This window comes from Mesoflavibacter sp. CH_XMU1404-2, assembly GCF_037029465.1.
Classification (GTDB): domain Bacteria; phylum Bacteroidota; class Bacteroidia; order Flavobacteriales; family Flavobacteriaceae; genus Mesoflavibacter.
The window spans coordinates 169,368-182,972 of sequence record NZ_JAYMEM010000001.1 but is presented as its reverse complement, the minus strand read 5'-3'; the positions used below and the strand labels follow the sequence as shown (position 1 = coordinate 182,972).

Annotated in this window: 10 protein-coding genes; 9 read left to right on the top strand and 1 reads right to left on the bottom strand. The window is 31.8% G+C overall.

Annotated elements, in window-relative coordinates; genetic code table 11:
* Window positions 1-10 precede the first annotated feature (10 nt).
* From gldL to WA327_RS00880, 4 genes are all read left to right on the top strand, one after another.
* Window positions 11-646, top strand: coding sequence for a gliding motility protein GldL (gldL, locus tag WA327_RS00895; protein ID WP_336065390.1), 636 nt, complete (start codon window positions 11-13; stop codon window positions 644-646).
* A gap of 54 nt (window positions 647-700) precedes the next feature.
* Entirely contained in the window at window positions 701-2,263 is a 1,563-nt protein-coding gene (gene gldM / locus WA327_RS00890; protein WP_336065389.1) for a gliding motility protein GldM, read from the top strand.
* A 32-nt stretch (window positions 2,264-2,295) separates the two neighbouring features.
* A complete protein-coding gene (gene gldN / locus WA327_RS00885) occupies window positions 2,296-3,195 on the top strand; it encodes a gliding motility protein GldN (protein WP_027880541.1) in 900 nt (299 codons plus the stop codon).
* Between the two features lie 76 nt (window positions 3,196-3,271).
* Window positions 3,272-4,321 (top strand): FAD-binding oxidoreductase, encoded by a 1,050-nt coding sequence (locus WA327_RS00880; protein WP_336065385.1) that lies wholly within the window; start codon window positions 3,272-3,274, stop codon window positions 4,319-4,321.
* A 139-nt stretch (window positions 4,322-4,460) separates the two neighbouring features.
* On the opposite strand, the gene WA327_RS00875 is transcribed toward WA327_RS00880, so the two are convergent.
* Window positions 4,461-4,847, bottom strand: a complete 387-nt coding sequence (locus tag WA327_RS00875; protein WP_336065383.1) for a DUF983 domain-containing protein — start codon at window positions 4,845-4,847, stop codon at window positions 4,461-4,463.
* 86 nt (window positions 4,848-4,933) lie between these two features.
* Between WA327_RS00875 and WA327_RS00870 the strand changes: the two genes are divergently transcribed.
* From WA327_RS00870 to WA327_RS00850, 5 genes are all read left to right on the top strand, one after another.
* On the top strand, window positions 4,934-6,841 hold the full coding sequence (locus WA327_RS00870; RefSeq protein ID WP_336065380.1) for an ABC-F family ATP-binding cassette domain-containing protein: 1,908 nt from the start codon (window positions 4,934-4,936) through the stop codon (window positions 6,839-6,841).
* Between the two features lie 89 nt (window positions 6,842-6,930).
* The gene (locus WA327_RS00865) at window positions 6,931-8,061 is read left to right on the top strand and encodes an HlyD family efflux transporter periplasmic adaptor subunit (protein WP_336065539.1); all 1,131 of its coding nucleotides are present in this window, start codon (window positions 6,931-6,933) and stop codon (window positions 8,059-8,061) included.
* Window positions 8,061-11,261, top strand: a complete 3,201-nt coding sequence (locus WA327_RS00860; RefSeq protein ID WP_336065378.1) for an efflux RND transporter permease subunit — start codon at window positions 8,061-8,063, stop codon at window positions 11,259-11,261. Before WA327_RS00865 ends, WA327_RS00860 begins: the two co-directional genes overlap by 1 nt.
* The gene (locus tag WA327_RS00855; RefSeq protein ID WP_407942421.1) at window positions 11,239-12,573 is read left to right on the top strand and encodes a TolC family protein; all 1,335 of its coding nucleotides are present in this window, start codon (window positions 11,239-11,241) and stop codon (window positions 12,571-12,573) included. The genes WA327_RS00860 and WA327_RS00855 overlap by 23 nt, the downstream gene beginning before the upstream one ends.
* Before the next feature lie 194 nt (window positions 12,574-12,767).
* On the top strand, window positions 12,768-13,580 hold the full coding sequence (locus WA327_RS00850) for a Two component regulator three Y domain protein (protein ID WP_336065373.1): 813 nt from the start codon (window positions 12,768-12,770) through the stop codon (window positions 13,578-13,580).
* Window positions 13,581-13,605: the final 25 nt, after the last annotated feature.

Genomic DNA, 13,605 nt, shown 5'->3' with positions numbered 1-13,605 from the left:
CTTAGAAATTATGGCACAAAAAGGAAAAATCTCAACAATGAATATGGTCTACGGACTAGGAGCTGCAATTGTAATTATTGGAGCGTTATTCAAAATTCAACACTGGCCTTATGGTTCGTTAATCTTAGCAATTGGTATGATTGTAGAAGCTATTGTATTTATAATTTCTGCATTCGAAAAATCTCAAGCAGATTTAGATTGGTCATTAGTTTATCCAGAATTAGCAGGAGGACAATCAACTGGTAAGAAAGCAAAAACTGAAGAGCCTAAAGATGCAGAAGGTTTATTATCTAAAAAATTAGATAACTTATTAAAAGAAGCTAAAATTGACGGTGAGTTAATGGCTAGCTTAGGAGAAAGCATTAAAAACTTTGAAGGTGCTGCAAAAGGTATCGCTCCAACAGTAGATTCTGTTGCTGCAACTAAAAAATACGGTGAAGAAATGTCTTTAGCTGCTGCTCAAATGGAGTCTTTAAACAGCTTATATAAAGTTCAAATGGAAGCTGCTAGTCGTCAAGCTTCAATTAACGAAGAGACTGTAGAAAATGCTGCTAAATTAAAAGAGCAAATGCAATCTTTAGCATCTAACTTATCTTCATTAAATGGAGTTTACGGTGGAATGTTATCTGCAATGTCAAAAAACTAATTAGTAATTAGTCTCAATTTATTTAATAATTAAAAAAGAAAAAACTAATTAGAAATGGCAGGAGGAAAATTATCTGCAAGGCAGAAAATGATTAACTTGATGTACTTAGTATTCATCTCGATGATTGCAATGACAATGTCGAAAGAGGTACTATCTGCATTCGGGTTAATGGATCAAAAATTTGATAGAGCTAATGAGTTAGCTGCAAATTCAAACGATGGTATTTTAAGACAGTTAGAAACACAAGCTGAAGAAAAGCCAGAACAATTTGCTGCACCTAACGAGAAAGCTAAACAAATCAGTATTATATCAGACGAGTTTTACAAGTTTTTAGATGATGTAAAAGCTAGAGACATTGTAAAATTAGGTCAATACGAAATGGAAAATGGTCAATTACCTTACGAAGAAATGGATAAGGGAGACAAACTTGATGAGCATTGGTTTACTGGAGACAGATTAACTAAAAGAGGTCAAGAGATCGTTGACAGAATAGAAAAGTACAAAGCAGACATTAAAGCTGTTATTCCTAACGAAGGAAAATGGCAACCAGTTATTACTAGCTTTGAAGAGCGTTTTAGCACAGCTAAAGTAGAAAACAATGATGGTAAAAAAGTTGATTGGTTAAACTATCACTTTCAAGGTTTCCCAGCTATTGCTTCTTACACAAAGTTAACAGCTATGCAAAATGATGTTAAAGCTACTGAAACTAACATTTATAATGGGTTTTTAGGTAACTTAGTTAGTGATGCTACATCATTAAAGAATTATCAAGCAATTGTATTAGCAGATAAATCAGCTTTCTTTGCTGGTGAAAAATTCCAAGGACGTGTAGTTTTAGGAAAGTATGCTAATGTTGTTCCAACTAAAATGACAGTTTCTGGTCAAGAAATAGATTTATCAAACGCTATCGACTCTACAGGAGCTGCTAGATTAGACTTTAATGTAGGTAATGTTGGTGAGCACGAAATTGATGGTAAATTTACTTTCTTAGAAGATGGTAAACCATTAGAAATTGACATCAAAGGAAACTATGTTGTTGTACCAAGACCTAACTCTGCAACTATATCTGCAGACAAAATGAATGTTGTTTACCGTGGTGTACCAAACCCAATGACAATTTCATTTGCTGGTGTGCCAGATAACAAAGTAAAAGCCTCAGGTAATGGTCTTTCTAAAACTTCAGGTGTTGGTAAATATGTTATGAGTCCAGGTGGAGGTAAAGAAGTAACTATTAATGTTACAGCTACCTTAGACGATGGTTCTTCAGCTAGAGATAGTAAAACGTTTAGAATTAAAGATATACCTAAGCCAACTGGTAAGATCGCAGGTATGTCTTCTGGTTCTTTACCAAGAAACAACGTAGAAATAGGTACTATTAAAGCAGAATTAGAAGACTTTGATTTTGATTTACCGTTAACAGTAACTGGTTTCAAATTTAAAGTTCCAGGTGAAGCTACAGTAAGAGTATCTGGTAATAAATTAAACGGACAAGCTAAAGCGGCGTTAAGAAAAGCTAAGCGTGGTGAAGCTATCCAAATATTTGACATTTCGTCAAAAGCTAATTCAAGCGTAAAAATTAAGCCGGCAACAGCTATCGTAATTGAGTTAGCAAACTAATCATAATTGATTAACATTTTAAAATTTTTCAGATGAATTATAAATCTTTATTAGCAATCGTATTCGGAGTAGTTTTTACTGCTCAAGTAAATGCACAAGCTAACATTCTTAATGCAAAAGATCCAGATCAAATTGGGTTTAGAACAGAAGAACAAAAAGCTTTAGATAACGACAAACCTTTGGAATACGGTTATGTTGATGATAGAGATATTATGTTTGCTAAAATGACTTGGGAAAAAGTGGTTTTAGATGAGCGTGTAAACTTTCCATTATACTATCCAGTAGATACAAATAATATTGGTAGTGATAGACGTTCTTTATTTGATGCATTAATGAAAGCTGTAGACGAAAATAAAATTGAAGACGTTTATACAGACTCTTATTTTACTTCAAAGAAGACTAAAAAAGAGATTGCTCAAATCAGAACATCTATTGATACAATGGATATTGGTTACGATCAGTTAAATGCAGATGGTTACGTAGATCCAGAATACATTATTAAAAGAACAATTTCTGCTTACAATGTATCTGCTTACTTAATCAAAGGATTATGGTACTTTGACAAGCGTCAAGGCGAATTAAAATATCGTATTCTTGCAATTGCACCAGCTGCTCCAGATGTTAACTTTATCGACTCTGACGATCCTGCTAACAACGAGCCAATTCCATTATTCTGGATTTTCTATCCAGATGCAAGAGATGTTTTACACGAAGCAAAAGCATTCAACACAAAAAACAGTGCTATGCCTTTTACTTTTGATCATATCTTAAATTCTAGACGTTTTAATGGTATTATCTACAAAGAAGAAAACGTTTATGGAGATAGAGAAGTAAAAGAATACATTGCAGAAAATGCATTAATGCAACTTTTAGAATCTGAAAGAATTAAAGAAAAAATTAGAAACTTTGAGTTAGACATGTGGTCTTACTAATAAGTAACTAAATAATATTTAAAAACGCTCACTATTTTAGTGAGCGTTTTTTTATACCCTTTATTACCTTTGCACTATGGAAGTAGATTACATAATTGTTGGTTGTGGTTTAGCGGGAATAGCTTTTTGCGAGCAACTATATTCTAACCAAAAGTCATTTGTTGTTTTTGATGATCAAAGTCAGCAATCATCATTAGTTGCTGGCGGATTGTATAATCCAGTTGTTTTAAAACGATTCTCAAAAGTTTGGAAAAGTAAGGAGCAATTAGATTTAGCTATCCCAGCCTATCAAAATATTGAAGATAGACTTGATGTGAAATTAGATTATAAAATACCTGTAAGAAGACGTTTCACTTCATTAGAAGAGCAAAACAATTGGTTTGAAGCTTCAGATAAAGAAGGATTAAAACCTTTTTTAAACACTAATTTAATTACTAATGAAAATGATGCAATTGATGCTGATTTTAAATTAGGTGAAGTTTTAGAAACCGGAAAAATAGATACCAATACGTTAATTGATAACTACAAAGATTGGTTGAAAAAACTAAATAGTTATTATCCTGAAAGTTTTAATCATAATCAATTAGAAGTAAAATCAACTGGTATACATTATAAAACTATAAAAGCGAAGCAAATTGTCTTTGCCGAAGGTTTTGGCTTAAAACAAAATCCGTATTTCAATTTTCTACCACTTAACGGGACTAAAGGAGAGCTTCTAATTATAAAAGCTCCAAAATTAAAGTTGGATTACGTATTAAAATCTAGTGCGTTTTTAATTCCTTTAAAAGAAAAGGATCAATACATTGTTGGTGCTACTTATGAGTGGAAAGATAAAACCAACACAGTAACACAAAAAGCTAAAGAAGAGCTTTTAAATAAGCTTAAAACCTTTTTAAAATACGATTTTGAAGTTGTAGATCAAGTGGCAGGAATACGACCAACGGTTAAAGATAGAAGACCTTTAGTTGGTGCTCATCCAGAACATAAAAATATGTTTGTGCTTAATGGTTTAGGAACAAGAGGCGTCATGATTGGACCTTACATTGCAAAACAGCTTTTTAACCACATTGAAAATGAAATGCCTCTAGATGATGAGATTAATATTATCAGATTTACTAATCTATAGCTGATAGTTGCGTTAGCGGTAGTAACGGCATCCTTTTTTATAGCTCACTGAGCGTAGTCGAAGTGATCTATAAAAAAGATATAGTGGATAACGCGACCTTTATACTAAACACTTTTAGGATTAAGGTAACGCCCAAAAATCAATTCTTTTTAGCTAAATTTTTATCGTAACTCATAAAAATATTAATCCAAATATTTCTAGAAAGCCTTACAATTACTGGGTAAAAAACAATTAAAGCACCAACAATAGCAATAAAAGCGCTTTTTAAAGACGTGCCAATAAAAAGGTAGCTAATTACAAAAGCAGCTACGCCAAAAGCAATACCAACAGCGTAACTTACATACATAGCACCGTAAAAAAATGACGGCTCGATTTTGTATTTAGTATTACAATTGCTGCAACGCTCATGCATACTAAACAATTTTGAAACATTGTAAGGATTAGAATCTTCATACATAGATTCTTCTTGACATTTAGGGCAAGTCCCTGTAATAATCGAGTATAATTTAGAGCCTTTTTTAAACATAATAATTGTGTACTTTTGCAATTGCTTTAAGAAATGCAAAATTAAAGTTTCTTGGTAAAAATATAAGTAACAAAAGTCACAAATCTATGCTCAATATTCATAATTTATCTATTTCTTTTCAAGGAGAATTCCTTTTTGAAGACATTACCTTTAAACTTAACGGAGGTGATAGAGTAGGTCTTATTGGTAAAAACGGAGCAGGAAAATCGACTATGCTTAAAATTTTATCTAAAGAAATGCAGCCAGATTCTGGTCAAATAGCTACAGATAAAGACTTAAAAATTGGTTTTTTAAAGCAAGATATAGACTTTGTTTTTGGTAGAACGGTATTGGAAGAATCCTATCAAGCTTTTGAAGAAATAAAAACTTTAGAAGCTAAGATGGCAACCATTAATACGCAATTAGCAGAGCGTACCGATTATGAAAGCGAAAGCTATCATGATTTAATGGTCGAGCTAAACGAAGTTCAACACCAATACGAAATTATAGGAGGTTACAATTATCAAGGTGATACCGAAAAGATATTGCAAGGACTAGGATTTAAACGTGAAGATTTTAATAAACTCACCGATACATTTTCTGGTGGTTGGCGTATGCGTATTGAACTTGCGAAACTTCTACTTCAAAACAACGATATTTTGTTATTAGATGAGCCTACAAACCACTTAGATATCGAGTCTATTATTTGGCTAGAAGGTTTTTTAAAAAACTATTCCGGAGCTGTTGTTATTGTGTCTCACGATAAAATGTTTCTAGATAATGTAACCAATCGTACTATCGAAATTTCTTTAGGTAGAATTTACGATTATCCAAAACCATACAGTAAATATTTAGTCTTGCGAGATGAGATTAAAACACAACAATTAGCCGCTCAAAAAAATCAGCAAAAGCAAATAGAGCAAACCGAAAAGCTAATAGAAAAATTCCGTGCTAAAGCTAGTAAAGCAACAATGGCACAGTCTTTAATCAAAAAGCTAGACCGCATGGATATTATTGAGGTTGATGAAGATGATAATAGTGTCATGACCTTAAATTTCCCCGTATCGGTAACGCCAGGTAAAGTTGTAGTAGAGGCTAACAGCGTATCTAAAAGCTACGGGAAAAAGCAAGTTTTAAGTGAAGTAGACTTGTTAATCGAAAGAGATGCTAAAACCGCTTTTGTTGGACAAAACGGACAAGGTAAATCTACGTTAGCTAAAATAATTGTTGGTGATCTTGAACACGATGGAAACCTAAAACTAGGTCACAACGTACAAATAGGCTACTTTGCCCAAAATCAAGCAGAGTATCTTGACGGAAGTAAAACCGTATTAGATACTATGATTGATGCAGCAAACGAATCTAACCGTAGTAAAGTACGTGATATTTTAGGGTCGTTTTTATTTAGAGGCGAAGAAGTAGATAAGTACGTACGAGTACTTTCTGGAGGCGAACGTAATCGTCTTGCTTTAGCAAAACTAATGCTTCAGCCTTTTAACGTATTAGTGATGGATGAGCCAACCAACCATTTAGATATTAAATCTAAAAACGTCCTAAAAGATGCGCTACAACGTTTTGAAGGTACATTAATATTGGTGTCTCATGATAGAGATTTTCTTCAAGGTTTGACCAATACAGTTTTCGAATTTAAAGATCAACACATCAAAGAATATTTAGGTGATATCGATTTTTATTTAGAACAACGTAATGTTGAAAATTTACGTGAAGTCGAAAAACGTACCGTAGAAAAAGAATCGCCAAAAGCAAGTAATAAGCAATCTTACGAAGACCAAAAGAAACTAAAATCTTTAAATAATAAACTGAGTAATACAGAAGCTAAAATCAATCAATTAGAAAAAGAAATTAAAGAAATTGATGTAGAGTTAGCAACAAATTATGATGAAGTTATTGCGCAGCCAAACTTCTTTGATAACTACCAAGCAAAAAAAGATCAATTATCAGAACTTATGGAAACTTGGGAAGCTATTACCATTGAATTAGAGTCGCTTAGTTAGTCTCTTTTTAAGAAATTTTTAAGAAAGTTACATCTATCTAAAAGCTAGTTTTGTAGTTTTAAGATTTATAACTTTCTAACCATGCGAAAATTATACTTAGCATACTTGGTTTAGCTTTAATTGCAGTAACTTTTTTTGGAGCAAAAACACTAGTAGATAATAAGAACAAGCCAAAACCAGTAGTGCCTAAAGTGGTAAAAACTGTATTAACAGATACCGTTAAAAATACTACTGTTCCTATTGTTATTCAAGCCAACGGAAACTTAACAGCAAAGCAAAGAGTCGAGTTATACTCAGAAGTACAAGGTATTTTTAAAACTGGGAATAAGTTATTTAAACCAGGACAAAAGTATAATCAAGGAGAAACTTTAATTCGTATTGATGCTTCAGAATATTATGCTAGCGTACAATCTGCAAAAAGTAATTTATATAATAGCATTGCTGCGATTATGCCAGATTTACGTTTAGATTTTCCAGATGTTTTCCCAAAGTGGCAATCGTATTTAAATGGTTTTGATTTAAACAAGACAACACCAAAACTTCCAGAAATTTCAAATGAAAAAGAAAATTATTTCATCACCGGAAGAGGTATTGTTAGTGCTTATTACAACGTTAAAAACTTAGAGCAACGGTTAGCAAAATATCGCATTACTGCACCGTTTTCAGGAATTTTAACCGAAGCTTTAGTAACCGAAGGTACCTTGGTGCGTAATGGACAAAAATTAGCAGAGTTTATAAATCCTTCAGTTTACGAAATGGAAGTTGCAGTGAGTAAATCTTTTGCAAGTGTTTTAAAAGAAGGTGAAAATGTTAGTCTTTCTAACTTAGAAAAAACTGAAAACTACACAGGAACAGTATCTCGTGTAAATGGTAATATTGATGCGACCACGCAAACCATAACTGTATTTATAGAAGTAAAACATCCGGATTTAAAAGAAGGCATGTATCTAGAAGCAAATTTAGATGCAGAAAAAGTAGACAACGCTATAGAAATAGACAGAAACTTGCTTTTAGATAGTCAAGAAATTTATGTGGTTAAAGATAGTTTATTGGATGTAATACCTGCAAAGCCAATTCATTTTTCTGAGACAAAAGTAATTTTAAAAGACGTGCCAAATGGTACAATTATATTACGTAAACCAGTACCTGGCGCTTATGCAGGTATGCGTGTAAAATCATCAAGTAGTACTACAGCAACAACTAAAGATTCAATTAAATAATGAAAAAGATAATTGAATATTTTATAAGGTATCACGTTGCAGTAAACATTTTTATTATTGCCTTTATCGTATTTGGTATACTTGGTATTTTATCATTAAAATCGTCATTTTTTCCTTTAACCGAATCCAAAATTATCAATGTAGCCATTACCTATCCAGGTGCATCACCACAAGAAATAGAAGAAGGTATTGTACTTCAAATTGAAGATAATTTAAAAGGATTGAAAGGTGTAGACCGTGTGACTTCGGTATCTAGAGAAAATAGCGGATCAATTACTGTTGAAATCGAAAAAGGCGAAAGTCTTGACTTTATGCTTTTAGAAGTAAAAAATGCAGTAGATAGAGTACCGTCTTTCCCTACAGGAATGGAACCTTTGGTGGTTTCTAAACAAGAAGCGGTAAGAGAAACTATTTCTTTCGCTTTAAGCGGAAACAACGTGCCATTAGTTACTTTAAAACAATTAGCACGTCAAGTAGAAACCGATCTACGTGCATTAGAAGGTATATCGCAAATTGAAATTTCTGGTTTTCCTGAAGAAGAAATTGAAATAGCAGTAAACGAGCTTGATTTATTAGCTTATAATTTAACCTTTAACGAGGTTGCACAAGCGGTTAGTAACGCCAATATTTTAGTCACTGGTGGAAATGTAAAAACAGAAGCCGAAGAGTATTTAATTAGAGCTAATAATCGTGAATATTACGGTAAAGAGCTATCTAATATTGTAGTTAGAGCTTCGGTAGACGGTAAAGTTATTAGGTTAAAAGATGTAGCTATAATAAGAGATCGTTTTTCAGAAACACCAAATGCAACGTATTTTAATCAAGATTTAGCAGTTAATGTAACAATTACAAGTACTAATAATGAAGATTTAATTTCTTCAGCAGATAAAGTAAAAGCCTACATAGAAGATTATAATCAAAAGTATGATAACGTTAGATTAAATGTTATTAGAGATTTGTCTATTACATTAAACCAACGTACAGAATTACTAGTAGAAAATGCAGTTGTAGGTATGATTTTAGTGTTAGTATTTTTATCTATTTTCTTAAATACAAGATTAGCACTTTGGGTAGCTTTTGGGTTACCAATTTCGTTTTTTGGGATGTTTGCTTTTGCAGGTCAGTTTGATGTAACCATAAATGTATTGTCACTATTTGGGATGATTATTGTTATTGGTATTTTGGTAGATGATGGTATTGTTATTGCCGAAAACATATATCAAAATTACGAAAAAGGTAAAAAACCTATCCAGGCAGCAATAGATGGAACTTTAGAAGTGATTCCGCCAGTAGTTTCAGCAATAGCAACAACACTTTTAGCGTTTTCATTATTCTTCTTTTTAGAAAGTCGTATTGGCGAATTTTTTAGCGAAGTATCCGTTATTGTTATTCTCACGCTAGTAGTTTCTTTAGTAGAAGCATTAATAATCCTACCTGCTCATTTAGCACATTCTAAAGCATTAAGAATAAAAAAGGAAGAGCTACACGCTAAACAATCTAAAGGTTTTTTTGCTGTAATGCGCGGTATTAATAAAGCAGGAGATAACTTTATGGCATACTTAAGGGATAAAGTATATACACCAGCTTTAAAGTTTGTATTAAGTTATAAGGTGTTGTCATTAGGTATTTTTGTGTCTTTATTAGTGATTACTTTTGGATCTATTGGTGGCGGAATTATAAAAACATCATTCTTCCCAAGAATAGCAAGTGACTCTGCTAATATCGAGTTGGTAATGCCAGCAGGAACTAACGTAAAGATTACAGATTCTATCATTTCCATGATAGAAGAAAAGTCATTTATTGTTAATCAAGAGCTTACAGAAAAATATTTAAAAGGTACAGGAAAGCAACTGTTTGAAAACACAATAGTTAATATTAGTAGTAGCTCTAGCGCAACTTTAAGGATTAATTTATTGCCAGGTGAAGAACGTCCTGATGAAATCCAATCCTTTTTAATAACCAATAGATTAGAAGAATTAGTTGGACCTGTAATAGGAACAGAACGATTAATTTATGGTTCTGGAGGAAATTTTGGTGGTAGTCCAGTTTCAGTATCATTATTGAGTAATAATATTGAAGAGCTTAAAGCATCAAAAAAAGAGCTTAAAAAGTATTTAGAATCTAATCCTTTACTTAAAGATATAGGAGATAATGACCCTGCCGGAATAAAAGAAATTAGATTACAACTTAAAGATAACGCCTATTTACTTGGTTTAGATTTAAGGACAGTAATGTCTCAAGTTAGAGCTGGTTTTTTTGGTGCACAAGCACAACGTTTTCAACGTGGTCAAGACGAGATTAGAGTTTGGGTACGTTACGATAAAAACAACAGAAGCTCTATAAACGATCTAGACGCTATGCGTATTGTAACACCAACCGGCGAGCGTGTTACTTTAAAAGACATTGCAGAATATGATATTGTTCGTGGTGACGTGGCAATTAACCATTTAGAAGGAAAGCGCGAAATACAAGTCTATGCAGATTTAAAAGATCCTAGTACAAGTCCAAATGATATTTTGGATGATATAAAAGATAATTTTATACCAAATTTACAATCAAAATATCCAACAATTAATGCCTCTTTTGAAGGTCAAAATAGAGAGTTTAGTAAACTAGGAAGATCTTTAAAAGCAGCAGGAATACCTATATTACTGCTAATTTACATTACAATAGCTTTCACTTTTAGAAGTTATTCTCAACCATTATTGCTATTGCTTTTAATACCTTTTAGTTTAACAGCAGTAGCTTGGGGACATTGGATTTCTGGTTTTCCTGTAAATATTTTATCGCTTTTAGGTATTATCGCTTTAATAGGAATTATGGTTAATGACGGTTTGGTCTTGATTGGTAAATTTAATAGTAATTTAAAAGAAGGAATGCCATTTGAAATCGCATTATCTGAAGCTGGTAAATCGCGTTTTAGAGCCATTTTCTTAACCTCTTTAACAACTATTGCAGGTTTAGCTCCTTTACTTTTAGAACAAAGTAGACAAGCGCAATTTTTAAAACCTATGGCAATCTCTATTTCTTATGGTATAGGTTATGCTACCATATTAACATTATTGGTATTACCTCTATTTTTATCGTTTAGCAATACCATTAAACAAAAAGGAAAATGGTTAGTAACAGGTAATAATGTAACCAAAGAAGAAGTAGAACGTGCAATAATAGAACAACATGAAACAGATGAAGAAGAGTAATTTTGCATTTTTAATATGCATTTCTATTATGTTTTGCATTAATAATTTGAATGCACAACAAATGTTGACTAAAAAGGAAGCTGTAAAATTAGCTTTAGACAATAATTACGATATAAAAATTGCAAATAACAATGTTCAAGTTGCCGAAAATAATACAAGTGTTTTAAACTCTGGATATTTACCGACAGTAACAGGTACTGCTGGTGCAACTTATAATTTAGACAATACAGAAGCAGAATTTTCTAACGGAAATACAACCGTTTTAAACGGAGCAGAAAGTAGCAGGTATAATGCAGGTGTAAGTTTAAACTATACCATTTTTGATGGTTTAGGAAGACATTATAATTACAAGCGTCTAAAAGAACAATATCAATTAAGTGAATTGCAGGCAAGAGAAACCATTGAGAATACAATTGTACAGTTGTTTTCTGTGTATTACAATGTGGCTCAACTCTCAGAAAATTTAGAAACTTTAGATGAAACGCTTTTGGTAACAAAAGACCGATTAGTAAGAGCAGAATATCAATTTGATTACGGACAAAATACTAAATTAGAAGTACTTAATGCAGAAGTAGATATAAATACAGATAGCATTAATATCATAAACACAAAACAAGATTTAAAAATAGCAAAACGAGATTTAAAACTGGTTTTAGGCGAAACGTTTACCGAAGATTTTAACGTAGAAACAGAAGTTGATTTTTTACTTCAGTTTAAAAAAGATAGCTTATTTGAAAAGGCAAAACAGCGTAATGTAGCTTTACTTCAAACAGAAAAAAATATAGCTATTAGTCAGTTAGATATTAAATCAGGTAAATCTGCATATTTGCCAACGTTAGGATTAACAGGAAGTTATGGTTGGAATAAAAACAATAACAACGCAGCATCTTTTGTGACTGTATCTACAAATACAGTACTGTCTGGCGGACTTAATTTAAGCTGGAATTTATTTGATGGCGGAGCAACTATGACGCGTGTAAGAAATGCAAAAGTAAATTTAGAAACACAGCAACTTCAAAAAGAAAATATTTTATTATCAATCCAAAGAGATTTTGATAATGCTTGGGACGATTATATGAATAAATTGGAGATATATAATATCCAAGAAAAAAACATCATCACTGCCCAAAATAACTTTGATCGTACTCAAGAGAAGTTTAAAATAGGACAAGTTAATTCTATCGAATTTAGACAAGCACAGCTTAACTTATTAAACACAGAATTAAGCAGAAATCAAGCTAAATATGCCGCAAAATTAGCCGAATTACAATTACTTCAAATTAGTGGAGAATTATTAAATGTTGAATTTTAGTAAAATGCTGTTTAACAGTGTTTTTAGTCGATAAACGTAGAATATAATGTTTAAATTCAAGTAAATATCCGATGAAATGCGTCTTTTTCCGAAATGAATGTTAAAATTTTATGCATTTAATCGAAAGAATTTGTCATTCACCTTCTTTTAAGTTAGTTTTAATATGAAATCAGAAACCAAATCTATAATTCACCATGAAACACTTAAAATTAACCATCGTTTTCTTTTTAACTGCAATGTTATCTTTTGCAGAAGTTTCAAATTCAGAAAAAGAAGCTTTAGTAGCACTTTACAATAGTACTAACGGAGCTAGTTGGAACACAACTTGGGATTTAGAAGCGCCAATAAATACTTGGCATGGTGTAACTGTTCAAGATTCTAAAGTAGTTGGATTAAATCTTTCTTTCAATAATTTAAAAGGGCAATTACCTACAGAAATAGGAAATTTAATTCACTTAAAATCAATTAATTTAGGTTTCAATAAAATCAACGGGACATTACCAGAATCAATTTCTAAACTTAAATCTTTAGAGAATTTAGAACTGTTTTTAAATCAGTTTGAAGGAAATATTCCTTCTTGGATAGGAGAATTAAAGAATTTAGAAATTGTAGCGCTTTACAGTAATAAGTTTACTGGAGAAATTCCTGAATCAATAACAAACTTAACAGCTTTAAAAAGTTTAGAATTAGGTAGTAATTATTTAGAAGGAAATATTCCTTTTTCAATCAATAAATTAACACAACTTAAAAAGTTAAGTTTATTAGATAACAAGTTAGTAGGAGAAATTCCTGAAACTATCTCGCAATTAACGAATTTAGAAGAGTTAGTTTTGTCTAATAATCAATTGTCTGGTGCTTTACCATTTCAATTATCTCAGTTAGAAAACTTATCTTTAGTAATGTTAAGTGATAATAACCTTAATAATGAATATGTTACTATTGTAGATAATAACCCTTCAAAATCAAGCTTATTTTTAGAAGATAAAACGGTAGTTGATAATGATTAGTAATTCGTAAAATATTTATATATTA

What these genes read in the sequence shown, in the direction of transcription:
- gldL (WP_336065390.1), top strand. Translation starts at nt 11, where the DNA reads ATGGCACAAAAAGGAAAAATCTCAACAATGAATATGGTCTACGGACTA.
- gldM (WP_336065389.1), top strand. Translation starts at nt 701, where the DNA reads ATGGCAGGAGGAAAATTATCTGCAAGGCAGAAAATGATTAACTTGATG.
- gldN (WP_027880541.1), top strand. Translation starts at nt 2,296, where the DNA reads ATGAATTATAAATCTTTATTAGCAATCGTATTCGGAGTAGTTTTTACT.
- WA327_RS00880 (WP_336065385.1), top strand. Translation starts at nt 3,272, where the DNA reads ATGGAAGTAGATTACATAATTGTTGGTTGTGGTTTAGCGGGAATAGCT.
- WA327_RS00875 (WP_336065383.1), bottom strand. Translation starts at nt 4,847, where the DNA reads ATGTTTAAAAAAGGCTCTAAATTATACTCGATTATTACAGGGACTTGC.
- WA327_RS00870 (WP_336065380.1), top strand. Translation starts at nt 4,934, where the DNA reads ATGCTCAATATTCATAATTTATCTATTTCTTTTCAAGGAGAATTCCTT.
- WA327_RS00860 (WP_336065378.1), top strand. Translation starts at nt 8,061, where the DNA reads ATGAAAAAGATAATTGAATATTTTATAAGGTATCACGTTGCAGTAAAC.
- WA327_RS00855 (WP_407942421.1), top strand. Translation starts at nt 11,239, where the DNA reads ATGAAACAGATGAAGAAGAGTAATTTTGCATTTTTAATATGCATTTCT.
- WA327_RS00850 (WP_336065373.1), top strand. Translation starts at nt 12,768, where the DNA reads ATGAAACACTTAAAATTAACCATCGTTTTCTTTTTAACTGCAATGTTA.